A 20,499-nucleotide genomic window follows, 5' to 3' on the forward strand; every position below is an offset into this window, starting at 1 on the left:
GACGTTCCGCTAGTTTAGTCAACTAATATATATGGCCCAACTCATATCGTCGTTTTTGAGCTAGCGGGAAAACCTGCCTGCTGCTTGTACGACGGTGCCTAACGCCACATTTTACAACCGGCTGGCAAGCTCCCTTTTGTTGATGCCAGCTTGGATGGCGGCGGTAGAGACGGGCCTGAGCAGTCAGCCGAAGCTGCCGATCCCCCCTACAAGGCGAGAGATCGGCGCGTCGTCGGCTTAGCTTTTGGCTGCCGCGAGCTTGTCTTGCGTCTTGGTCTCGAAATCGCTGGCATCATGGCGCTCGTGCAACTGCATCGAAGGCTCGCCGAAGGTGCGGTTGACCATGCGGCCGCGCTTGACCGCCGGCCGCGCGTCGATGGCGTCGGCCCAACGCTGCACGTTCTTGTACTGCTCCACCTGCAGGAACTCGCCGGAATCGTCATACATGCGGCCCTTGGCCAGCCCGCCATACCAGGGCCACACCGCAATGTCGGCAATCGTATAGTCGCTGCCGCCTAAATACTCGCTTTCGGCGAGGCGTCGGTCGAGCACGTCCATCTGCCGCTTGGTTTCCATGGCGAAGCGGTCGATGGCATATTCGATCTTCGTTGGCGCATAGACATAGAAATGGCCGAAGCCGCCACCGAGATAGGGCGCCGAGCCCACCTGCCAGAATAGCCATGACAGGGTCTCGGCGCGGGCCGGCTGCTCCGTCGGCAGGAATTCGCCGAATTTTTCGGCGAGGTAGAGCAGGATCGAGCCGGATTCGAAGATGCGGACCGGCTTTTTCCCACTGCGATCCATCATGGCCGGGATCTTCGAGTTCGGGTTGACCTCGACGAAGCCGCTGCCGAACTGGTCGCCGTCGTTGATCCTGATAAGCCAGGCATCGTATTCGGCGCCGCTGTGGCCGAGCGCCAGAAGTTCCTCCAGCATGATCGTCACCTTGACGCCGTTCGGTGTCGCCAGCGAATAAAGCTGCAGCGGATGCTTGCCGACCGGCAGTTTCTTGTCATGCGTCGGGCCGGCGATCGGCCGATTGATGCTGGCGAAAGCGCCGCCATTTGCCTTGTTCCAGGTCCAGACTTTTGGCGGCGTGTATTGGTCCGTTGCGTAGTCGTTCATTTGGCAGGCCTTTGGAAGGGTTGGGTTGGGAGGATATCGGATATCAACGTGGGTAATGGCGGAGGAACTTTGCATAGGGCAGCTTGGGATAGCCGTAGGTACAGATAGGGCTGCCGGCGCTGTTGCAAAACCCCGGCGCGAACGGCGCGGCGCCGGTCCACGCCAAAGCCGGCGCCACCTCTTGCGCCTGATCACCTGCGCCATACCTATAGCCCATATAAGCCTGCGAACATTGCCGGGAACCAAAGCATGAATATCGAACCCCTTTTGCGATCCATCGTGGCCGTCCGCGCCACCGTGCCGGAGGACGCCTTCACGGCAAATACACTTGGCACCCGCCGCGAGGGCAGTGGCGTGGTCATCCGCGGCGACGGGCTGGTACTCACCATCGGCTATCTCATCACCGAGGCCGAGGAGGTCTGGCTGGCCGACCAGGACGGGCGCGTGGTTCCCGCCCATGCGCTCGCCTACGACCAGGAGTCGGGCTTCGGCCTGGTGCAGGCGCTGGCGCCGCTCGGGCTGCCCGCCATTGCGCTCGGCGACGCGTCCAGGGCGAAGATCGGCGATCCCGTCGTGCTCTCCGACGGCGTCGGCCGCTCCGTGCGGGCGCGAATCGTCACCAAGCAGGAATTCGCCGGCTATTGGGAATATCTGCTCGACGAGGCGATCTTCACGGCGCCGGCTCACCCCTCATGGGGCGGCGCCGGCCTCATCGGCGCGGATGGCAGGCTGCTCGGCATCGGTTCGCTGCGCCTGCAGATGAGCCGCAACGGCGAGGTCGCAGACATCAACATGGTGGTGCCGATCGATCTTCTGCCGCCCATCCTCGACGATCTGCTGACGCGCGGGCAGGTCGCCAAGCCGCCGCGGCCATGGCTCGGCGCCTTCTCGGCCGAGAGCGACGGCAAGGTCGTGGTGATGAGCGTCGCCGAAGGCGGTCCAGCCGCCCAGGCAGGCCTTCGCCAAGGCGATGTCATCTCGGATGTCCGCGACACGGCGGTCGATGGGCTTGCCGATTTTTATCGCAAGCTTTGGAACAGCGGCCCGGCGGGCGCCGAGATCCCGCTCCGGGTGCTGCGCGACGGCCGCGAAACCTGGCTTCGCGTCAAGTCCGCCGATCGCAACAGTCTGCTGTGGAAGCCGCCGCTGCAGTGAGGCAACCGAAACCTCTCACTCTCCGCAAGCGCTGAAGCCAGTGCCCGGGGTCCATTCCGCGAATGGGATGACCTTGCCTTCGACCGATACGGTCGCTTGCCTGGTGCTGCCGTCCGCCAGCTTCTTGCTGCTTTTGCCCTTGCCGGTCAGCACATTGTAGTCGCAGTCGCCGGCAACATTGTCGTCCATGTAATCCCAATATTCGTAGGCAAAACCGGCGACGACGAACGTGCCGTTGCGCCAGGCGAGCGTCAGCGTCTTGTTGGTCCGCTCGCTGCCGATCTCCATCGCCGGAACATAGAGCTTGATCGAGCCGTTGGCGAGCGCGGTGAGTTCGGGCTCGGTGTCGGATGTGGCGGGGCCCGGCCGCTCGTAATCCTTCCATTCGCCGTAAATCTGTTCATGCACGACCCCGGCAGGTCTGAGAAAATTGCCGTCGCGGTCCCTGAGGAACAAATGCAGGTCCATGGGATGGCCGGGCTCGGTCTCGACGATCATCGCCAGATCGGCGGCGCCGTCGCCGTTCCAGTCGCCGGTCGCCGCCGTGATGATCTTCTGCGTCTCGATCGGTTCTGCCACTGCGGCGGCCGGCAGCAACAGGACCAAACCGAATATTGTCGATCGCATGTAAAATCCTCTTAGCCTGGCAGGCCTGAGACGCACGCGCTTCTCAGGAGGCCCGGCTCTGCCGCGTCTCGGAACGGCTCGTCTCGTTGAGCAGCCGGCAGAGCGAAACCGCTTCACGACGGCTCAGGCCGATCAGCGCGATTTCCGAAAATTGCGCCGGCAGATCGTGAACGATGTCCCACACCATCCAACGGCCGTTCGGCTCCATGACACATTCGTAACGCAATAGTTGTTCCTGCATCCGACCCCCGGCTTTGCTCACCGGACTGGTACAGCGTCGAGGTAAATGAGTTGTTGCGCCGCGAGAGTATTCCGCGGCTGTCAAAACTAGGCGTTGAATCCCCACAGGGGCGAACCCGACAGGTCACGGCTGACGGTGCCGATACTCTCGACAAGGCGGCAGGGCAGGGACGCTTCCGGCGTGAACGGCGGCCGCCGCCAGAGTTGGATCAGGCGTTGCGGCTCGCCATATGCGCGTCGAGCTTCCTCCTCGAGGGGCCGTAACGCTTGATGATGGTCGCGGCCTCGCTTTGCGGTATGCCGTATTTGCGGGCAAAGGCAGCGACCTCGTATGGCTCTTCGCCGGAAACCAGTTTGCGATCCTGCTTGGTCTTGGATTTGTCGTCGGCCATGGTGTCCTCCATCACATCTGGTCGTTATAGGGCTGCTTGGTCCGGCCGACCATCCTTGCCAGTTCGGCAAAGGAAGGTACGCCGGTTTCCCCCTGGGCATTGTTGGCCGCCTGCAGCAGCCTGAGCGGAAAACAGACGGCGTCGCGGTTGGATGGCGACATGTCTTCATAGAGACGCTCGTCGCTCGTCATCGCCGCCTCGGCCCGGCGCAACGCCATGTCGACCTCGTCGACCGACAGCAGGCCCTTGTGGACCAGCGCATTATTGACGGCCGCGATCGCCATCATCAATCCTTCGAGCTGGAGATTGGCGACGTTCATCGTTTCGCGTCCTCACCGGGCTTGTTGGGGCTGGCCTTGTCGTCTGGCCGGATCGCTGCGCGCGGCGGGTTCCGGCCCTCCGAATGCCGGGTCTTGTCGTCGAAATCGTCAGCCGGCCTGGTCAATCCCATGCCGCCAGGAGGCGGCTTGTTGCCGGCCGCATCCTGCGAAAATTGGTCGGCCGCGTCGGGGCTCATCTTTGCCGGATATTTCCTCGCTCCGGTCTCGTAATGGTTCGGGTCGTCGGCCATGTCCTGTGCTCCCGTTGCAATGAGCAGATAACTTTCATGCGACCGCAGCGGTTCCGTGGCGAAATCGACGTTGCCGGTGCGCAAGCCTTCGCAATCTGTCGGGTTTTCGTGCATCCTTGTGCATGCCAACGATGCTTCGCTCCGACGCGCCGGCAAAATGCTGCTCCTACTGCGGTGGGCGCGACCACGACTACGAGGGTTGCCCGAAGCGCAAAAGCGATGCCGAACGGCAGAAGGAGACGCCAGGCCGCGCGTCCCAGCCCGCTGCCGCGGCTGCAGGGGAAATCCGCTAGCCAGCCTGACCACCCCGCCGGTCCGCCAGGCCGGCGCGAAGATCCTTCAATGTCGAGAGGATTGCAATGCCGCCGCTATTGTGGGCAAAAGCAGCACGGCAATCGGGTGGGTTGGGGCAATGACCGAAACGCAAGGCAATTCAGGCCGTCCGCAAGGCAAGCCGGGGACGGCGTCGGGGTCGATCGGTTCCGGCCTGGTCGCACTCCTCATCGTGGCGCTCGGCATCTTTGCGCTGTTTGGATCCTGGTACACGATCGATCAGGGCGACCGCGGCGTGCTCTTGACCAACGGGGCACTGAGTTCGGTCGTCGATCCCGGACTGCATTTCAAGCTGCCGTGGTTGCAGCGCGTCGAGAAGATCAGCCTGCGCCAGCAGGTGCTCAAATGGGGCTGCGAGAACCAGAACGATTGCGGCGGCCTGCCGGCCATGCAGGCCTATTCGCGCGACCAGCAGCCGGCCGACATGCGCGTCACCGTCAACTTCCACGTGCCGGCCGCCGAAGTCAGCAACGTCTACACCAATTACGGATCGATAGAGGCACTGGCCGACCGTGTCATTGCCAGGAAAGCACCGCAGGAGATCAAGACCGTGTTCGGCCAGTACGACGCGGTGTCGGTTATCCAGAACCGGGCGAAGTTCAACAAGGACGTCGCCGACGCCATCGCGGCGGTAACCGACGGCCCGGTGATGATAGACAGCGTGCAGGTTGAGAACATCGACTTCTCCGACGCCTACGAGCAGGCGGTCGAAGCCAGGATGACGGCGCAGGTCGAGGTGCAGAAGCAGGAACAGAACCTGCAGCAGGAAAAGATCAAGGCCGATATCGCCGTCACCCAGGCCAAGGGCCGCGCCGACAGCGTCAAGGCCGAAGCCGAGGCCAGCGCCTACAAGACCAGGGTCGAAGGCGATGCGACCGCGGGCGCCATCAAGGCTCGCGCCGCCGCGATCGCCAACAATCCGCTGCTGGTCGAACTGACCAAGGCGGAGAGATGGAACGGCGAATTGCCGAAGTCGATGATCCCGGGTTCGACAGTGCCGTTCCTGGAGCTCAGCACACCTGCCGCAGCATCGAACTGAGGCGCGGCGCCGCGGCGCAAACCAGATCAGGACGGCGGCGCGGTAGCCGTCCCATTGCGGTCACGGCTGAAGCACGGCGGCTCGGGCGCTTGCTTCGTTCGCCCGAGAAAAGCCGTCAGCAGCTCCATTCCCACCGGCCAGTCGCCGAGCCCGCTGTCGCCATTGATGTGGCCAAGCGGCCCGGCGATATGGAGATCGCTGCCCCAGCGCTCGGATTTCGCCCTGACATAGTCCAGCGAGCCGTAGGGATCGTTGGTGCTGGCGACAATCAGCGACGGAAAGCGAAGCCGTTGTTGCGGCGCGTCGGCGAAGGCTCGGGCGGAGGAAGGGAAGGCCGACGACGCAGGGTCCGGAACCGCGACCAGCAACGCGCCGCCGATAGAGCGGGGGGAGATCCGCTGCCAGTGTACGACCAGCAGACAGCCGAGGCTATGGGCGACGAGCACCGGCGGTGTCCATGCCTGGCATACAGCGGTTTCCAGTGCTGCCACCCAGTCGTCGAAATCCGGCGCATCCCAACTCGCCGGACTGAACCGCCGCATCGCCGGGCTTGCCTGCTGCCAATGCGTCTGCCAATGGGCTTTGCCCGATCCGCCGATGCCCGGCACAATGATGAATTCGGTCATGCGAAGCCCTTCTTTCCTGATGCAGCGCGTGCAATTCTAGGTCTTCTCCCCGGCGGCGGAATGAGAGATCATCGGAAAGCAGCGACGAAATCCGATGGATTAAAGGCGATCATGCGGAACGGCGATTACCGGCCAAGGCTCGATCCCACCGATCTGGCGATCATTGAGATCATGCAGGAGGATGGCCGCATCGGCATCTCCGAGCTTGGCCGCCGCGTCGGACTGTCCCAGCCCGCCACCTCGGAACGGGTGAAGCGGCTGGAGGAGCGCGGGGTCATCCTCGGTTACAAGGCGGTGATCAATTCGGCAGCGCTCGGGCTCGGCACCATGGCGGTTATCCGCCTGCGCACCACGCATGAGCATATCCAGGCCTGCCTGAAGAAGTTCGCCCAATTGCCGGAGGTGGTCGAGGTGCTGCGGGTGACCGGTGAGGATTGTTTTCTGGTCAAGGTCGTGGTCCCGTCACCGCCCGACCTTGAAAGCATCGTCGACAGCATCGGCCGGTACGGCACGGTGACGACAAATGTGGTTCTGCGCGCCGAGCAACCGAAGCGGCTGGGCCGCGAATTGATGACCAGGGCCTGACCGGTCTATCGCTTGGTCTGTGTATGCCCGACGGCATTGGCGAACGAGATGCCGCCCTTGATCTCGCGCATCGCCATCGAGGTGATCGTGCGCCGCACGCCGGGCAGCCGGCTGAGCTCCTCGCGCAGCATCCTGTCGAGCGCCATCATGTCCACGGTGACGATCTGCAGGAGATAGTCTGCCTCGCCAGTCGTGGCGTGGCAGCGGCGGATCAGCGGATGCTGTTTGACCGCCGCCTCGAAGGCGTCCGACAGTTCGAAATCGATCGACACCTGGATGAAGGCTTCGATGCCGAAGCCGAGCTTGGCTGGGTCGATCCGGGTCGAGTAGCCGCGGATGACGCCGGCATCCTCCAGCGCCTTGACCCGCTTCCAGCACGGCGTCTTGCTCAAGCCGACCTCGTCGGCGAGCGCGGCAAAGGAGGTGCGGGCATCGCGTTCGAGCGCCGCGACGATCTTCCGGTCGACCGCATCCAGCATCATTCGTTCTTTCTGTCTGCTTCAGAAGCAGCATTCGTCCTTCATTTCTCGCCAATCGAATAACAGAAAGGGACAATGTTCGGCAAGAAAGCGATTAGACTCGGGGACCGGGATCCAACAAACGCCTGCGGCCCAACGGCCGCGGCAAGGAGCATGGCCATGGACAAGCAGGACTATTATGCCCGCATCGAAACGCCCGAGATGCGCGACTATGGCATCTACCTCAAATGCGACAGGCTGCTGGCCTGCCAGAAGCCGCTGGCCGAGATGGTCAATGCCGACGAGCTGCAGTTCCAGATCGTGCACCAGGTCGAGGAGCTGTGGATGAAGCTCATCGCCTACACGCTGATCGACGTCGTTGATTTCCTGGAAAAGCAGGACACGCATCGCATCGTCACGCTGATGGGGCGCGTGCACCGGCTGATGCGGCTGATGACGGCGCAGCTCGACCTGCTCGAAACCATGTCGCCCAAGGAGTACCAGCAGATCCGGCTGCAGCTCGGCAATGGCAGCGGTCAGGAATCGCCGGGTTTCAAGCAGCTGTTGCGTCTGCCGCCGGATCTGTGGCGGGCCTTCAAGACGTCATACCTCGACGGCCGCGGCCTCTCGGTCGAGGATGTCTACGATACCGGCTACGATCACGGCGACAGCTATGTCGTTGCCGAAGCGCTGGTCGAGTTCGACGAGCTGTTCCAGAAATTCCGCGCCAACCACCTCTATCTCATCCACCGCACGATCGGCCTCGGCGCGAAATCGCTGAAGGGCAGGCCGGTCGAATTGCTGGAGGCCGGCGCCCGCCACCGCTTCTTCCCGGAACTCTGGGACATACGCTGGGCGATGACCGACCGCTGGGGCAGCCAGTATGGAACGGTACGGGAGCCGATCAGCAAGCCGGGGGTGAACTTAGGGTAGTTCCAGGCTCGGGTTCCTCGCCTCGCGGCGGAGAGAGGGCCGCGAAGCGGCCGGAGAGGGCCTTTCTTTGCCGGCGCAGTCCCCTCTCCGTCGCGGCTTTGCCGCGCCACCTCTCCCCCATGAATAGGGGCGAGGAAACCTGGTCTTGCGAGGCTTTCTCCCCGCGCACTTGTCTCCTGCAGGTTTTTCGGGGGATGATGTCGGGCTTGCGGCTGGTGGTGCGTCCTTGGGGCACAACCATCGTAACTCTTGGGAGGACGTCGTGACCTTGGAAACCGCTCAATCAACCGTCCAGTCGCCGTGGCAGACCGCGGCAATCCTTATCGCCCGCCTGATCTTCGCAGCCGTCTTCCTGATGGCCGTGATCTTCAAGTTCGTCGATATCGGCGCCACCGCCGGCTATATCGCGGCGGCCGGGTTTCCATTCCCGCTCTTCCTGGCCTGGTGCGCAGCCCTGCTTGAGGTCGTCCTCGTTCTATGCTTCCTGACTGGCGCCTTCTTCTCATGGGCAGCACTCGTCGCCGGCGCCTATGTGCTGTTCCTGGGCTTCGCCTTCCACGGGCCGTCGCACTGGGCCGGCAACCAGGCGGAGTTCGGCTTCTTCGTCGATCACTTCACCTTCCTGGCCGGGCTGCTGTTTGCCGCCGTGCATGGGCCGGGCCGCGTCCTGGCGCTGAGGCTTGGCAGGGGGTGATGCCGGAATTTCGGATCCGGCGTCTCGATCCGCACCAGCATCGTCGTGACGATCGAGGACGGCCGGATGCCGTCATTTAGGCCATCGCAGGTCGAGTGCAATAAAAGCGAGAGCTAAAGTAAAAACGTTCGAGGTTTATGCTTTTTGTAGATGTGCCTGCATTCCCTCTGTACTTCCAACATTCGGCGGGGTAAGCAAGACGCGGGTCTTGAGGGGGAATTCATGAACATCGCCACGCGTTTTGCTGCCGCCATGATCGGCGCGTCACTGCTTGCCGGCTGCACCACGTTGACCTAGGGCGAATTCAACACGATGCATACCGCGCTTGAAGGCAGCCCTGTCACCAAGCGCGTGGCGATCAACGAATGCATTGCACGCGAGAGGTCCACGCCGCTCAACGAAAGAAAGACTTACGCAGCAATCATGAATGTCAGCGTCGCAAGATACGACAGCGCCTTTTGTAACCGGCTCTTTAATGCCCTTGCAAATGGCAGGTTGACTTACTCGGACTACCGCAGGCTTTCCTCGCCGGGGGCCGACAGCAGCAAGTTGATCAAGATCCTGCAGGGCCGCTGGCAGTCTTGCCGCCCCGCCGCAGCAAGCCGTTGTCGCTGCGTCAGTCATGATCGCCGCTTCACATCTGGTCGTTGTAAGGTTCCTTGATCTGACCGACCATGCGCGCCAGTTTTGAGAAGGACGGCATGTCCGTCTCCGGCTGACACTGATTGGCCAACTCCAGCAGTCGGATCGGGAAGTTGACTGCGTCGCGGCTCGACGCCGACATGCCCTCGGACCTTTCCTCGTTGGTCTCGCTGGCTTCGGCCTTGCGCAAGGCGATATCTATCTCCTCGACGGAGAGCACGCCCTTGCGGACCAGGACCTGATTGATCGATGCGATGGCCATAAGCAGGCCTTCGAGTTGCAGATTGGCGACGTTCATGATTTTTGCTCCCATTGGCTAAGGGTCAAACGCGCGAATGCCTGTTCTGATCCGGACGGTGGCGTCTCGCCGGAGATTCCAGTGTGCTTCGCCAATCGGCTACTCTGCGTTTTTTCGCGTCTCAGGTGAATTTTGTTCTTGCTTTGTGCCGGCAGCTATGCTACTAATATAGGTATGGTGCTAATTGGCTCCAACGACCCGCCCGCCGAGGCGGGTTTTTTGTTTCAGGCTTCATTTTTGGACCAAACGCTACGTGAACTGCCGGCTGTTAAGTCGGCGGGCGCGAAGGAACGCGGCTCTGGCGATCGTCGGAACTGCAAGTCTCACCAATCGTAAATTTTCCAACGCGCCACTGAGCGCCCATCTCCAGAGAACATCCCCATGTCCAACCGTTACGCCACCATCATCATCGACGATGACGGCCGAGAGGTCGTCAGCGCTATTGGCGAGTTCGCCGGCGCCGCACCCTATGCACGCCATGGCCGCTTCGAGCAGGTCGCCGCTGGCGTGCGGATCGGCATGGTGCGCGGCGGCCCCGGCGACGCGGCCGGCGGTTTCGGCTTCCCGTTGGGAGCACTCGACGGCAAGGCGGCGGCAATCCTAAGGACAAGGCTGAATGCGTTGCCCGACGCCAGTACGGTGGGGCCCGGCACGACGACTGATGCGAAACCGGCAAGCCAGCCGCCGAAGCCGAAGTCGGCACGCGCCGGCAAGAAGGCTAAGCCGCGCAGGCGCATCGTGCGGCCAGGCAACAAGAAGCCGGCGATCTCCGCCGGGACGGCGGAGTAGGGCATGGCCAGGGCCCCTTCCGCCGGCGATCCGCAGCCGCACGATCAAGCACCCGGCAAGCAGACCAGGCGGGCGAAGAAGACCCTGGCCGACGGCTTTCTCGAAGCGATCCGCGCCGATTTCCGCGCCCATGGCGCCGGCGTCATCGCCGAGGTGCGCGCCGAAAAGCCCGACCAGTATCTGAAGCTCGTGCTGTCGGTGCTGCCCAAGGATCTTAGTGTCAACATCAACAATCTGGATGCATTGAGCGATGACGAAATCAGGCAGCGCATCCGCGCCCTCGAGGCCGTCCTCAGGCCGTTCCTCGAAAGACCAGGCCCCGCAAAAGGCCTCGCACAGCCGGGCGGCAAGGAAGGAATACCTCAGCCTGCTGGCGGAGCTCGACCGGAGGCGCCGCACTAACCAGCTTGCCGCCTATCGGCCCTATCCCCGACAGGCCGAATTCCACGCCGCCGGCGCGACCAATCGCGAACGTCTGTTCATGGCCGGCAACCAGCTCGGCAAGACCAGGGCCGGCGGCGCCGAGTGGGCGATGCACCTCACCGGCCGCTATCCCGACTGGTGGCAAGGCAAGGTTTTCGATTGTCCGGTTCGGATGTCGGCGGCCGGCGTCACCGGCGAAAGCACGCGCGACAACCCGCAGCGTATCCTGATCGGCCCGCCGCAGCAGCAGGCGGCGTGGGGCACCGGTATGATCCCGGCCGACGCGATCCTCAGCACGATGGCGGGGCGGGCGCCGGGCGCGCTCGACAGCGTCGTGGTGGCCTGGGGCGGCGGTGGCGACGTGCAGGCCGGCGAATCTGTGCTGTCGTTCAAGAGTTACGAGAAGGGCCGCGAGAAGTGGCAGGGCGAGACGCTGCACGGCGTCTGGTTCGACGAGGAGCCGCCGCTCGACATCTATTCCGAAGGGCTGACCCGCACCAACGCCACCGGCGGCATCACCATCGTCACCCTCACGCCGCTGCTCGGCATGTCGGACGTGGTGCTGCTGTTTTTGTCCGCGGAGCAGGTGGGAGGGATGGGGAGGGGATGACAGGGCTGCGAAATCGCGCAACTCGCGTTCCTTCGCGCCCCCCTCTGTCCTGCCGGACATCTCCCCCTCTAGTGGGGAGATTGGATGTCGCATTGGCTTTCGCCAATCTCCAATGCTTGCGGATAAGCGAGACGCTGAAGCTGCCATCTCCCCCCTTGAGGGGGAGATGTCCGGCAGGACAGAGGGGGGCGCTGTCCCGCCATCATGAAAACATCTTACCGAACAGCAGCATACGTCCCACCTGCCACCATGATTCAATGCCGCGAGGGTGAAAACAATGACCCGTCACGTCACCTTCATGACCATCGACGATGCCGAGCATTATACGCCGCAGCAGCGCGCCGAGATCATTGCCGCCTATCCGGCGCATGAGCGCGAGGCGCGGGCCAAGGGCATTCCGGTGCTCGGCTCCGGCCGCATCTTTCCGGTGGCCGAGGAGCTGATCGCCTGCGAGCCGTTCCGGCTGCCGCGCTACTGGCCGCGGCTCGGCGCACTCGATTTCGGTTGGGACCATCCCTCGGCCGCGGTCGAGCTTGCCTGGGATACGGAAGCCGATGTCGTCTATGTCACGAAGGCCTGCCGTGCCTCGCAGCAGACTCCCGCCATGCAGGCGCTGACGCTGAAACCGTGGGGCGATTGGCTGCCATGGGCATGGCCGCGCGACGGCCGTCGCGAGACGCTGGAGGGTGCGGGCACCGCGCTTGCGAAGCAATATTCCGCGCATGGGCTGAACATGCTCGCCAGCCATGCGCAGTTCGCCGACGGTTCCGTATCGGTCGAGGCCGGGCTGATGGACATGCTCGACCGCATGCAATCCGGCCGCTTCAAGGTGTTTTCGACGCTTCTGCCCTGGTTCGAGGAGTTCCGGCTCTATCACCGCAGGGACGGCCAGGTGGTGAAGCTGCGCGACGATCTGATGGCCGCGACCCGTTATGGCGTGATGATGCTGCGGGAGGCGGTGGTCGATCCGGCGGTATTCAAGGCGGCGCGGCGGAAGGCCGGGCAGGCCGATCCGCTGGGGTTGTTCAGGTGACCCTCCGCATCATTCCCGCCACGTTGCGCGACCTCTCCTACATCGCCGCCAATCTGCGCCCCGAGGATCGGGCCGAAATCGACTGCCAATTGGACAACTGGTCGCCGGTTTTGCTGGCACTGACGGCGCTGCAGGGCTTTGCTTATGTCGCCGAGCTCGACGGCAATCCGGAGGCCGGCTTCGGTGCTGCCGAGCAGCGCAGCGGATTGTGGATCGCCTGGAGTTGGGGCACGCGCCGGATGAGGCGCTGCGTGCCTGCTATTACGGAGTTCTTTCACGCGGTGCTCGGGCCTGAAGTTGCCGCGCGCGGCGCCTGGCGGGTCGAGGCCCGCGCCTTGGCCGCCAACGGTTTGGCGCTGCGCTGGCTTGCCCGGCTGGGCGCGACGCAACGCTGCCGCCTGCCGGGCTATGGCCGGAACGGCGAGGACTTTCTGCTCTACGACTGGACAAGAAGCTCTCATTTCGGAGAAAACCATGTGCCTTTTTCAAAAGCCGCCGGCGCTGAAGCCGTTGCCGCCGACACCGACCATTGCCGACAAGGACGTGCAGGCGCGCGAAGCCGCGTTACGGGCTCAGCTTGCGGCCAATGATGGCACTGCAGGAACCGTGAAGACCGATTTGTCGCCCGGCGACCTGACCGGCCCGCGCCGCGTGCTGCTGGGGGTTTGACATGGGCGCCATGAGAAGAGTGTTCCGCAACCGGGTGCTGGCGTGGTGGTACTGGCGCCGGCACGCAAGGTTGGTGAAGAAGCGGTGAAGCTGCCAATCTCCCCGCTCGTGGGGGAGATGCCCGGCAGGGCAGAGGGGGGCGCTGTCCCGCCGGCCTTGGTGATCAATTTGCATTGCCGCCATCGGCTCATTCCGGTGGGAACGAAACTGAGCTTGGCGTTCCTTCGCGCCCCCCTCTGGCCTGCCGGCCATCTCCCCCACGAGGGGGGAGATCGCAGCTTCCGCGTTTTCCGTAACAGCCGAGCGCAATTCGTGTTCCTTCCGCACGGTTGACATTCCTTCCTCAGCCGCCATGCTGCAATGCAACATGGCCATCGAGGAGTCCGGCATGACAGAAGCCCGGTCATCGCGCATCGAGTGCCTGGACGGGCTTCGGGCGCTCGCCGCGATCTGGGTGCTCATCGGACACTGCCTGCTGTTGACCGGCTGGCATATTCCTATTCTCGGCGAGCCGGATCTCGGCGTCGACCTCTTCATCATGCTGTCCGGTTTCCTGATGGTGTTCCACTACCAGCTGCGCCAGGACAAGGAGCCCTGGCAAAGGCCGGAAACCTGGCTGAAGTTCTGGACCCGCCGCTATTTCAGGATTGCGCCGCTGTTCTACGTCATGCTGTTCGCTGCCCTGGCGCTTGGCCCTTATCTCTACCAGTCCAGGATGGTCATCGACGAGTTCCTGCTGCGGTCGCCGCAGGCGCCCGAGCGTTATCTCGACGGCGGCTTGAAAAACATCGGCGCCCATCTGCTGTTCCTGTTCGGCCTGGTGCCGAATTTCGCCTATCGCACGCCGCTGCCCGACTGGAGCCTTGGCTTGGAGATGCAGTTCTATGCAGTGTTCCCGGCGATTATGCTGCTGGTGCGCAGGCTTGACTGGATATGGAGCGGTATCCTGGTCGCGGCGATCGGCAGCGCGATCGTGTTGTTGATGGGACAATTGTCGGTGCATTTTCCGATGCCGTCGTTCCTGCCGCTGAAGATGCAGATTTTCCTGTGCGGGATGCTGCTGGCGGGCGTCGTCCATCAAAGGCAAAAGCGGCCTTTCGTGCATCTGACATTGGCCATGGCTCTGGCCGCGCTGCCCTTCGGCGGCGGCTACGGGCTTGGCAAGTTTTTGATGCGCGAAGCGCTCGTCGTGGGTTTCTTTGCCCTGGTTCTCTACCGGATGCTGCCGGGAATAGCGGGCATCATGGCCAGAAAGATCGCCATGACGCTCGCCAACAGGTTCTTTCATCTGATGGGTGAGCTTTCCTTCAGCATCTATTTGATCCATCTGCTGGTTCTCCAGCCGGCGGCGGCTCTGGTTATCACCCAGTTCGGCCACGAATTGTCGGCGCCGCTGCGCTTCGCGATCGTTGTTGTCGTCGTCTTACCGGTGGTGTGCCTGCTGTCCTGGATCACCTATACGCTGATCGAAGTGCCCGGCCAGAAGATGGGACGTTTCGTGGTGCAGCGCTTTGGGCGCAAAGCCGCGCTGGAGACGACGCCGGCGGAATAAGGCGCTTCCAATCTCCCCGCTTGAGGGGGAGATGTCGCCGAAGGCGACAGAGGGGTCGCCGATCCACGCGAGACGACCCCCTCTGTCCTACCGGACATCTCCCCCTCAAGTGGGGAGATTGGCAGCTTCGGCGTCCCGCCGTTTTCTTTTTCAATCAATTCCATCAAGCGAGGCTGACCATGAGCGATTCCCGTGCTCGCGATATTCTGTCGCGACAGGCTGAACTGGAGAGCGAACGCAGCCAGTTTGAGCATGTCTGGGAGGCGGTGTCCGAATTCTGCGATCCCGATGCGCCCGACATGTGGAGCGGCGGCCGGCAGGCCGGCGCGGACTCGCAGTCCGAGCGGCAGGAGCGGCGCGGTGCGCGTGTCTACGCCAATACCATCAACTCGGCCGCCAACCGGCTGGCCGCGGGGCTGGAAAGCCTGATCATCCCGCAGTCGGAGAAATGGCATGGGCTGTCGACCGCGGCAATCAATGACGAGGAAACCGACGAGGAGAAGGAATGGGCGGAAGCGCTGCGCGATTTCCTGTTTTCGCTGCGCTACTCCGCCAATTCGAATTTCGTGCCGGCAACGCAAGCCTGCCTGCGCAATGTCGTGCGCTACGGCCCGGCCTATCTCTACGCCGAGGAGGGTTTTGGCAGCACGCTGATCCGCTATGCCTCGATCCCGGTGGTCGAAGGCTATCTCTCGCGCAACCGCTGGGGCCAGGTCGATATCTTCCACCGCCGCTACGAGCGCACCGCAAGACAGGCGGCGCAATTGCTCGGCTACGACAGACTGCCGGCGCGGATCAAAGTTCTGGTCGACGACCCCGCCAAATGCGAGACAAAAATCTCGCTGATCCAGTGCATCCAGCCGCGCGACGAGCGCAAGATGTACAGCCTGAGCGGCTCCTACCAGTATCTCGACACCGCGTTCGCGTCCTATCATGTGATCGAGGACGAGGAGGCGATCGTCAGGGAAAGCGGTTTTCGCTCCTTCCCGGTATCGTGCTTCAACTGGCGCCGCTATGAGGGCGATCCCTACGGCATCTCGCCAACCATCGAGGCATTGACGACGGTGCGCGAAGAGAACGCCGTGCGGCGCTCCGGCCTGCGCGCACTTCAGCAGATCACCGATCCGGCGACCGCCTCGAAGGCCAGGCTCGATTATGTGCCGGTGCTCAATCCCGGCGAGAACTATCCCGGCCTGATCGACGATGCCGGCCGGCCGCTGATCGCGCCGATCGCCACCGGCCAGAACCCGACCTATGCCTTCAATTACGCCGACAGCCGGGCCGAGGAGATCCGCGACATGATGTTCGTCAATCTGTTCCAGACGCTGGTACAGAACCCGCAGATGACGGCGACCGAGGCCTTGATCCGGCAAGAGGAAAAGGGTGCTCTGCTCGGCCCCTCCGGCTCGATTATCCAGGCCGGCTTTGCCTCGAATCTCGACCGCGAGCTGGGTATTCTGGAAGACAAGGGACTTTACGAGGAAGACAGCCGCTTCCTGCCGCCGGCGAGCCTTGCCGGCAAGGCGCTGCGGCCGACCTTCACCGGCCCGCTCGACGTGCTGCGCCGCTCGGCCGAAGCGCGCGACACCATCCAGGTGGTCACCACCGCCATGCAGATGGCGCAGTTCGACCCCGGCGTCATGGACAATATCGACGGCGACGAGGCGCTGAAGATCGTGCAGGGCGCCGGCCGCAGCCCACAACGCATCTTCCGCCGCCAGGATGAAGTGGCGGGCATCCGCGATGCCAGAGCCAAGGCTCAAACCGCACAAGCAGGCATGGCTTCGATCGTTTCTGCCGGCAAGCTGGCCAGGGATGCCGTACCGGCGGCCGTGCAGGCGCGCGACAGCGGCCTGCTCGATGGGCTCGGCGGGCTGATGCCGCAGGGCAACGGCGTACAGGGTGGCGACGTACAGGGTGGCGGGGCATGAGTGGCAAACGCTTCGCCCATTCCAGCCAGGCCGGCGGCCCGGCCAAGGCGCGGGATGCGCTGGCCAAAGCCTATTTCAGGGTATTCTCGGGCCAGGACGGCGAGATGGTGCTGGCCGACCTGACGGCTGCGACCGGCTATTACCGCCGCCCGTCCTACGGTGAATGGCTGGCCAAGACCAAGACGCCGAACGGCTTCGAGCTGCACAGCGCGCTCAGCAACGCGCGGGCCGAAGTGGTGCAGCACATTATGGGGTTCCTGACGCTGGACGAAGCGCAGCTGGCGGCGCTGGAGAAGGCGGCGCGGTTGGAAGGGTAGCGGGCTTAGGACCGGCGGCCTTGCCACAGTCATGGCCTGCTCCGACCGATCGTTCGCGGGAGTCCGCGAGCCCGGCCAACTCATAAGGGAATGATAATATTTTGCCGAGGCCATTTAGCCGACGGCGCAGACCGCCAGCATCTTCAGTGCCGGCGACACTCTCATTGGCGACCTCTCCAAAATTCATGACCCGACGAAGGCGGCGGCACGGGGCCGGCGCGCGGCAGCGCCGCGCCACGATCCCCGGCGCGCTCATGGCAGGACACAAATAGATGGCGACCATACCTCTCCAGCTTGCCCAGCGCCGGCTCGATGCCGGCAATGTGCTCTCCTATCCCGAAGGATCGCCGGTCGGCAGGGCGATGCAGGGTTTTGGCGACGAGCTCTCTGCCGTCGCCGAACGCTACCAGCAGCAGAAGCAGCAGGAGGAGGCGTTCGACGCCGACCTCGCGCGCCGTCGGTTCAACGGCCAGATCGGGCAGGCGGAAGACGAGGTGGTGGCGAATGCGCCGGCCGACGGCAGCGGCCTGCATGACACGATGTATGGCCAGGTCGATCCGCGCACCGGCCGGATGATCAAGACCGGCCTTTTCGACACGCTGTTCGCCGATGCCCTGCCGAAAATGCCCGAAAGCCAGCGCGCCAATTTCGCCAGGCAGAAGGAGGCATTGCGCGAGGCCGGCTCACTACGGATGGCGGCGAGGCAGCTTCAGCGGCGCGACGAGTATGAGCAGGCCGAGTGGACCAAGGTCGACAACATCTCAACCAGTGCCATCGCGCAAAGCAACCCGAAGGACACCGAGAACTTCGACGCGATCCGGCAGAACGGCTTTGACCTAATCGCCAAATTCAGCAACCCGCTTGCCCGACAAGCGGCGGAAGTCGCCTGGCGCGGCAATACGGCCAAGGCGCTGATCCAGGCGATGATCGCCCAGGACCCGAAACGTGCTGCAGAGATGCTGGGTGCCGCGCAGGCTGGAAACCGAACTAAGGACGACCACCGAAGTCGTTGGCGGCTCCAGCGCCTTTGGTGCGCCCAATGCGGCGGCAGCGAAGGGTGATCGCGTCGGCAAGCAGACGCCTGATGAAAGGGTGGCGCAGGCGTTCAGGGACGACCTTCCGCAACAGGAACAGGCAGCGCTGATCCGACAGGCGCAGGCGGCCAACACTGCTCAGCAGGTTGAGCTTCGCACCAACATCGGTCTCGCCGAGCAGAACGCGCCGGACGCCATCGCACAGACTGGCGCTTATTCCGGCAAGATGCCTGGCCGGGACACCTTCATCGCTGTCTATGGCGTCGAGGAGGGCGGCAAGCAGTACGGGGATTTTGCCAGAAAGATTGATGTTGGTCGTCAGGCCTTCGGCATGCGCACCATGCCGAACCAAGCAATCCATGCGGCGCTACGCGATGCCGAACCTGGTCCTGCAGGTTCCCAAGGGGAGCAGGCGCGGTATCACGTCACGGCCGCCGCCGCGCTTCAGACGCTGGACGCCAGACGGACGGACCCTGCCGCATACGTTCGCAAGGTCTTTCCGAGCGTCGACGCAGCCTGGAGCGAGATCACCACTCCCGACAGCGAGTCATGGAATCGTGAAGGAGGGCCGGACACCTACGACCGAGGAACTTATGTCCGAGCAATCGCCGCTTCAGTTGCAGCACAAAAGCAACTGGGCATCGAGAACTATCAACCTTTCCCATGGTCTGTTCTCAAGAACATCGCCACGACATTCAAAGACGGGAGCGTGCCACAGGCGGACAAGCACACCATCCTGTACAGCCTCGTTGGTGGGGCGTCCGATCCAGAGGTCCGAGCAGCCTTATCCCAACAGCTCGTCCAAGCCGGGCTTCCTCAATCGGTCGAAAGCCAACCGGCTAGGCCCGTTGTTGCACCTGTGATCGCCGGGAAGCAGAATCAACCGCCTGCTCCTTCAAACCGCAGGAAACCTCAATCGAAACTGGAACTCGCCGCGGAGGACTTCGGCAACTACCTCACCGAAGGTTTTGAAGGCCTAGGCCGAGCCCCGCACGACATTGGGCTGTTTCTTCAGGATCTGCGCGACGATCCTTTGGACGCGCTCAGTCAACTGCCGGTCACTTCTGCCTCCGGATTAGCTGCAGAGGGCAGCCTGGCGTTCGAGTCACTCGGCCAAGCCGTTGCAAAAGGACTGGCCATTGTCCGCGCCGGGACGGGCAAGTTTGCCAAGCCGTTAGAGGAGCTTACGGCCAGTGGGTCGCGGGCCACATCAGAACTCGCCGTTGAGGGAGCGGCGGTTCGCCAGACGACCGAGGTTGAGTCTCGTGCAATAAATGCAGCAAAAGAGGCCGCTTACCTCTTGAGCACCGGCGTCAAGCCTGACAAGGCTGAGCTTCTTGCGATAATAAAGTCGATCGCCAGAGACCCCTCTAAGATTAGGCATCCGGGAGCATCGTTTGGCAAAGCTCTTTCAAAAAATTACCGCAAAACATTTCTTGATGCGAACCCGAATCTAAAGGGAGAGGTTGTCGTCCATCACGCTGCAGAGCAACAGATATGGACCAGATATCCAAGCCTTGTTGCTGAAGATGAGATGCACTCTCTTCAAAATCTTCGCGGCATACCAAAAGGATTAGATAACCTTTTGCACAAGATCGTTTTCCGATTCGAATGGGATAAATTTTATGCGTCGCACCCCCAGCCAACGCGTCAGCAGGTGCTGGACTACGTGACTTATATCGACAAACAATACGGACATCTGTTCAATCCTCCAATAGGTGAGTGATGCAATATTTTTACATATGGCCGAACGTCGCTGGTGGACTTGGTGAAAACACCGTTCTTGACTCGAGTGTCCATCCGCCAATCGTGACCAAGCTTCACTACGTTATAGAGGGCTGGTTTGGCGATGTGATCGTTACGACGTTCCCGTGTTACCTCGTCACCGAAGACACCCAGCGCGCACTGCAAAAGATGGGGTTTTCAGGCGCGACGTTCGCCGACGCCGAAGTGACAACATCCGAAGAGTTTCATGAGGATCAACCTGGGCAGGAACTTCCACCCTTCGTCTGGCTTAAAGTGAATGGCAAGGCCGGCCGGGACGATTTCGGGATCGCAGCGGACTATCGCCTCGTCATCTCGAAACGCATTCTTGATTTGCTGGAATCATTGGGAATACCGTTTGCTGTCATCGAGCCTTACGATGGTAAGTAGCAATGAGGTTGGGCTTTCATTTTTTTGATCCTCATTAGGTGAATGGTGGACTATTTTTACATAAAGCCCAATGTCGCCGGCAGAATAGGCCGTGGCACCATCATGGACACAAGCGTTCACCCCCTGTTGTGAGCAAACTCACCTACCAGATGGAAGGATGGTTCGGCGATGTTATCATTGCTGGCGATCTGCGTGTGGTCATATAGAGCGTGTGCTGAATCTACTCGACCGCTTTGGTATTCCGTCAGCGACGATTGAGCCCTACGACG

The 20,499-nt window shown here is 62.5% G+C and carries 26 protein-coding genes; 17 read left to right on the forward strand and 9 right to left on the reverse strand.

The annotated features are described in order from the left end of the window. Positions 1–237 precede the first annotated feature (237 nt). On the reverse strand, positions 238–1,125 hold the full coding sequence (gene yghU / locus NKH17_RS30160) for a glutathione-dependent disulfide-bond oxidoreductase (protein ID WP_352644964.1): 888 nt from the start codon (positions 1,123–1,125) through the stop codon (positions 238–240). 249 nt (positions 1,126–1,374) lie between these two features. Between yghU and NKH17_RS30165 the strand changes: the two genes are divergently transcribed. Then, positions 1,375–2,280: a S1C family serine protease gene (locus NKH17_RS30165; RefSeq protein WP_254819635.1), complete on the forward strand. Its 906-nt coding sequence runs from the start codon at positions 1,375–1,377 to the stop codon at positions 2,278–2,280. A 15-nt stretch (positions 2,281–2,295) separates the two neighbouring features. On the opposite strand, the gene NKH17_RS30170 is transcribed toward NKH17_RS30165, so the two are convergent. From NKH17_RS30170 to NKH17_RS30190, 5 genes are all read right to left on the reverse strand, one after another. Beyond that, positions 2,296–2,907, reverse strand: coding sequence for a hypothetical protein (locus tag NKH17_RS30170; protein ID WP_352901444.1), 612 nt, complete (start codon positions 2,905–2,907; stop codon positions 2,296–2,298). 43 nt (positions 2,908–2,950) lie between these two features. Continuing rightward, positions 2,951–3,133 carry a hypothetical protein gene (locus tag NKH17_RS30175; protein WP_245274654.1) on the reverse strand — a complete coding sequence of 61 codons (183 nt, stop codon included), beginning with the start codon at positions 3,131–3,133 and terminating at the stop codon, positions 2,951–2,953. Positions 3,134–3,356: 223 nt separating this feature from the next. After that, on the reverse strand, positions 3,357–3,539 hold the full coding sequence (locus tag NKH17_RS30180) for a DUF3606 domain-containing protein (protein ID WP_023675702.1): 183 nt from the start codon (positions 3,537–3,539) through the stop codon (positions 3,357–3,359). Positions 3,540–3,550: 11 nt separating this feature from the next. Further along, positions 3,551–3,859 (reverse strand): hypothetical protein, encoded by a 309-nt coding sequence (locus tag NKH17_RS30185; protein ID WP_352475529.1) that lies wholly within the window; start codon positions 3,857–3,859, stop codon positions 3,551–3,553. Further along, positions 3,856–4,110: a hypothetical protein gene (locus tag NKH17_RS30190; RefSeq protein ID WP_352901441.1), complete on the reverse strand. Its 255-nt coding sequence runs from the start codon at positions 4,108–4,110 to the stop codon at positions 3,856–3,858. Before NKH17_RS30190 ends, NKH17_RS30185 begins: the two co-directional genes overlap by 4 nt. A gap of 412 nt (positions 4,111–4,522) precedes the next feature. Between NKH17_RS30190 and NKH17_RS30195 the strand changes: the two genes are divergently transcribed. After that, positions 4,523–5,482 carry a prohibitin family protein gene (locus NKH17_RS30195; RefSeq protein WP_352901438.1) on the forward strand — a complete coding sequence of 320 codons (960 nt, stop codon included), beginning with the start codon at positions 4,523–4,525 and terminating at the stop codon, positions 5,480–5,482. Positions 5,483–5,508: 26 nt separating this feature from the next. On the opposite strand, the gene NKH17_RS30200 is transcribed toward NKH17_RS30195, so the two are convergent. Then, positions 5,509–6,108 carry an RBBP9/YdeN family alpha/beta hydrolase gene (locus tag NKH17_RS30200; RefSeq protein ID WP_352901436.1) on the reverse strand — a complete coding sequence of 200 codons (600 nt, stop codon included), beginning with the start codon at positions 6,106–6,108 and terminating at the stop codon, positions 5,509–5,511. A gap of 111 nt (positions 6,109–6,219) precedes the next feature. On the opposite strand from NKH17_RS30200, the gene NKH17_RS30205 reads away from it, so the two are divergent. Beyond that, entirely contained in the window at positions 6,220–6,693 is a 474-nt protein-coding gene (locus NKH17_RS30205) for an Lrp/AsnC family transcriptional regulator (RefSeq protein ID WP_352644960.1), read from the forward strand. 5 nt (positions 6,694–6,698) lie between these two features. Here the strand turns inward: NKH17_RS30205 and NKH17_RS30210 are convergent, their stop codons facing one another. Then, complete coding sequence (locus NKH17_RS30210; RefSeq protein WP_254819628.1) at positions 6,699–7,175, reverse strand: Lrp/AsnC family transcriptional regulator; 477 nt, start codon at positions 7,173–7,175, stop codon at positions 6,699–6,701. A gap of 156 nt (positions 7,176–7,331) precedes the next feature. On the opposite strand from NKH17_RS30210, the gene NKH17_RS30215 reads away from it, so the two are divergent. The 3 genes from NKH17_RS30215 to NKH17_RS30225 all read left to right on the forward strand — a co-directional run bounded on the left by NKH17_RS30215 (position 7,332) and on the right by NKH17_RS30225 (position 9,441). Beyond that, positions 7,332–8,084 carry a tryptophan 2,3-dioxygenase family protein gene (locus NKH17_RS30215; RefSeq protein ID WP_352901432.1) on the forward strand — a complete coding sequence of 251 codons (753 nt, stop codon included), beginning with the start codon at positions 7,332–7,334 and terminating at the stop codon, positions 8,082–8,084. Positions 8,085–8,346: 262 nt separating this feature from the next. Beyond that, the gene (locus NKH17_RS30220) at positions 8,347–8,778 is read left to right on the forward strand and encodes a DoxX family protein (RefSeq protein WP_254819626.1); all 432 of its coding nucleotides are present in this window, start codon (positions 8,347–8,349) and stop codon (positions 8,776–8,778) included. A gap of 312 nt (positions 8,779–9,090) precedes the next feature. Continuing rightward, the gene (locus NKH17_RS30225) at positions 9,091–9,441 is read left to right on the forward strand and encodes a hypothetical protein (protein ID WP_352901429.1); all 351 of its coding nucleotides are present in this window, start codon (positions 9,091–9,093) and stop codon (positions 9,439–9,441) included. Here NKH17_RS30225 and NKH17_RS30230 read toward each other — a convergent pair. Then, the gene (locus NKH17_RS30230; protein ID WP_023675713.1) at positions 9,413–9,718 is read right to left on the reverse strand and encodes a hypothetical protein; all 306 of its coding nucleotides are present in this window, start codon (positions 9,716–9,718) and stop codon (positions 9,413–9,415) included. The genes NKH17_RS30225 and NKH17_RS30230 overlap by 29 nt on opposite strands. Positions 9,719–10,099: 381 nt before the next feature. Here NKH17_RS30230 and NKH17_RS30235 point away from each other — a divergent pair, with 381 nt between their 5' ends. The 11 genes from NKH17_RS30235 (at position 10,100) to NKH17_RS30285 (ending at position 20,230) form a co-directional block, all read left to right on the forward strand. Continuing rightward, a complete protein-coding gene (locus NKH17_RS30235; protein WP_352901426.1) occupies positions 10,100–10,507 on the forward strand; it encodes a hypothetical protein in 408 nt (135 codons plus the stop codon). A gap of 3 nt (positions 10,508–10,510) precedes the next feature. Then, positions 10,511–10,909 carry a hypothetical protein gene (locus tag NKH17_RS30240; protein ID WP_352901423.1) on the forward strand — a complete coding sequence of 133 codons (399 nt, stop codon included), beginning with the start codon at positions 10,511–10,513 and terminating at the stop codon, positions 10,907–10,909. 79 nt (positions 10,910–10,988) lie between these two features. After that, positions 10,989–11,540, forward strand: coding sequence for a terminase large subunit domain-containing protein (locus NKH17_RS30245; RefSeq protein ID WP_352901421.1), 552 nt, complete (start codon positions 10,989–10,991; stop codon positions 11,538–11,540). A 277-nt stretch (positions 11,541–11,817) separates the two neighbouring features. Next, positions 11,818–12,573 carry a phage terminase large subunit family protein gene (locus NKH17_RS30250; protein ID WP_352901418.1) on the forward strand — a complete coding sequence of 252 codons (756 nt, stop codon included), beginning with the start codon at positions 11,818–11,820 and terminating at the stop codon, positions 12,571–12,573. Beyond that, positions 12,570–13,163, forward strand: a complete 594-nt coding sequence (locus tag NKH17_RS30255) for a hypothetical protein (RefSeq protein WP_352901415.1) — start codon at positions 12,570–12,572, stop codon at positions 13,161–13,163. The genes NKH17_RS30250 and NKH17_RS30255 overlap by 4 nt, the downstream gene beginning before the upstream one ends. Before the next feature lie 467 nt (positions 13,164–13,630). Beyond that, entirely contained in the window at positions 13,631–14,794 is a 1,164-nt protein-coding gene (locus tag NKH17_RS30260) for an acyltransferase family protein (RefSeq protein WP_352799336.1), read from the forward strand. Between the two features lie 179 nt (positions 14,795–14,973). Continuing rightward, entirely contained in the window at positions 14,974–16,725 is a 1,752-nt protein-coding gene (locus NKH17_RS30265) for a portal protein (protein ID WP_352901412.1), read from the forward strand. After that, positions 16,722–17,042: a Bbp19 family protein gene (locus NKH17_RS30270; protein ID WP_352509923.1), complete on the forward strand. Its 321-nt coding sequence runs from the start codon at positions 16,722–16,724 to the stop codon at positions 17,040–17,042. The genes NKH17_RS30265 and NKH17_RS30270 overlap by 4 nt, the downstream gene beginning before the upstream one ends. 272 nt (positions 17,043–17,314) lie before the next feature. Continuing rightward, positions 17,315–18,103 (forward strand): hypothetical protein, encoded by a 789-nt coding sequence (locus tag NKH17_RS30275; protein ID WP_352901409.1) that lies wholly within the window; start codon positions 17,315–17,317, stop codon positions 18,101–18,103. After that, positions 18,006–19,802, forward strand: a complete 1,797-nt coding sequence (locus NKH17_RS30280) for a hypothetical protein (RefSeq protein WP_352901406.1) — start codon at positions 18,006–18,008, stop codon at positions 19,800–19,802. Before NKH17_RS30275 ends, NKH17_RS30280 begins: the two co-directional genes overlap by 98 nt. Beyond that, positions 19,802–20,230 carry a hypothetical protein gene (locus NKH17_RS30285; RefSeq protein WP_352475513.1) on the forward strand — a complete coding sequence of 143 codons (429 nt, stop codon included), beginning with the start codon at positions 19,802–19,804 and terminating at the stop codon, positions 20,228–20,230. Before NKH17_RS30280 ends, NKH17_RS30285 begins: the two co-directional genes overlap by 1 nt. The last annotated feature ends 269 nt before the right edge of the window (positions 20,231–20,499 follow it).

The sequence above is a fragment of the Mesorhizobium sp. M1334 genome, assembly GCF_040317995.1.
GTDB lineage: Bacteria > Pseudomonadota > Alphaproteobacteria > Rhizobiales > Rhizobiaceae > Mesorhizobium.

Bases quoted from the DNA above. Each gene is read 5' to 3' on its own strand.
- yghU (WP_352644964.1), bottom strand. From the start codon at position 1,125: ATGAACGACTACGCAACGGACCAATACACGCCGCCAAAAGTCTGGACC.
- NKH17_RS30165 (WP_254819635.1), top strand. From the start codon at position 1,375: ATGAATATCGAACCCCTTTTGCGATCCATCGTGGCCGTCCGCGCCACC.
- NKH17_RS30170 (WP_352901444.1), bottom strand. From the start codon at position 2,907: ATGCGATCGACAATATTCGGTTTGGTCCTGTTGCTGCCGGCCGCCGCA.
- NKH17_RS30180 (WP_023675702.1), bottom strand. From the start codon at position 3,539: ATGGCCGACGACAAATCCAAGACCAAGCAGGATCGCAAACTGGTTTCC.
- NKH17_RS30185 (WP_352475529.1), bottom strand. From the start codon at position 3,859: ATGAACGTCGCCAATCTCCAGCTCGAAGGATTGATGATGGCGATCGCG.
- NKH17_RS30190 (WP_352901441.1), bottom strand. From the start codon at position 4,110: ATGGCCGACGACCCGAACCATTACGAGACCGGAGCGAGGAAATATCCG.
- NKH17_RS30195 (WP_352901438.1), top strand. From the start codon at position 4,523: ATGACCGAAACGCAAGGCAATTCAGGCCGTCCGCAAGGCAAGCCGGGG.
- NKH17_RS30200 (WP_352901436.1), bottom strand. From the start codon at position 6,108: ATGACCGAATTCATCATTGTGCCGGGCATCGGCGGATCGGGCAAAGCC.
- NKH17_RS30205 (WP_352644960.1), top strand. From the start codon at position 6,220: ATGCGGAACGGCGATTACCGGCCAAGGCTCGATCCCACCGATCTGGCG.
- NKH17_RS30210 (WP_254819628.1), bottom strand. From the start codon at position 7,175: ATGATGCTGGATGCGGTCGACCGGAAGATCGTCGCGGCGCTCGAACGC.
- NKH17_RS30215 (WP_352901432.1), top strand. From the start codon at position 7,332: ATGGACAAGCAGGACTATTATGCCCGCATCGAAACGCCCGAGATGCGC.
- NKH17_RS30225 (WP_352901429.1), top strand. From the start codon at position 9,091: ATGCATACCGCGCTTGAAGGCAGCCCTGTCACCAAGCGCGTGGCGATC.
- NKH17_RS30230 (WP_023675713.1), bottom strand. From the start codon at position 9,718: ATGAACGTCGCCAATCTGCAACTCGAAGGCCTGCTTATGGCCATCGCA.
- NKH17_RS30235 (WP_352901426.1), top strand. From the start codon at position 10,100: ATGTCCAACCGTTACGCCACCATCATCATCGACGATGACGGCCGAGAG.
- NKH17_RS30240 (WP_352901423.1), top strand. From the start codon at position 10,511: ATGGCCAGGGCCCCTTCCGCCGGCGATCCGCAGCCGCACGATCAAGCA.
- NKH17_RS30245 (WP_352901421.1), top strand. From the start codon at position 10,989: ATGGCCGGCAACCAGCTCGGCAAGACCAGGGCCGGCGGCGCCGAGTGG.
- NKH17_RS30250 (WP_352901418.1), top strand. From the start codon at position 11,818: ATGACCCGTCACGTCACCTTCATGACCATCGACGATGCCGAGCATTAT.
- NKH17_RS30260 (WP_352799336.1), top strand. From the start codon at position 13,631: ATGACAGAAGCCCGGTCATCGCGCATCGAGTGCCTGGACGGGCTTCGG.
- NKH17_RS30265 (WP_352901412.1), top strand. From the start codon at position 14,974: ATGAGCGATTCCCGTGCTCGCGATATTCTGTCGCGACAGGCTGAACTG.
- NKH17_RS30270 (WP_352509923.1), top strand. From the start codon at position 16,722: ATGAGTGGCAAACGCTTCGCCCATTCCAGCCAGGCCGGCGGCCCGGCC.
- NKH17_RS30275 (WP_352901409.1), top strand. From the start codon at position 17,315: ATGGCGACCATACCTCTCCAGCTTGCCCAGCGCCGGCTCGATGCCGGC.
- NKH17_RS30285 (WP_352475513.1), top strand. From the start codon at position 19,802: ATGCAATATTTTTACATATGGCCGAACGTCGCTGGTGGACTTGGTGAA.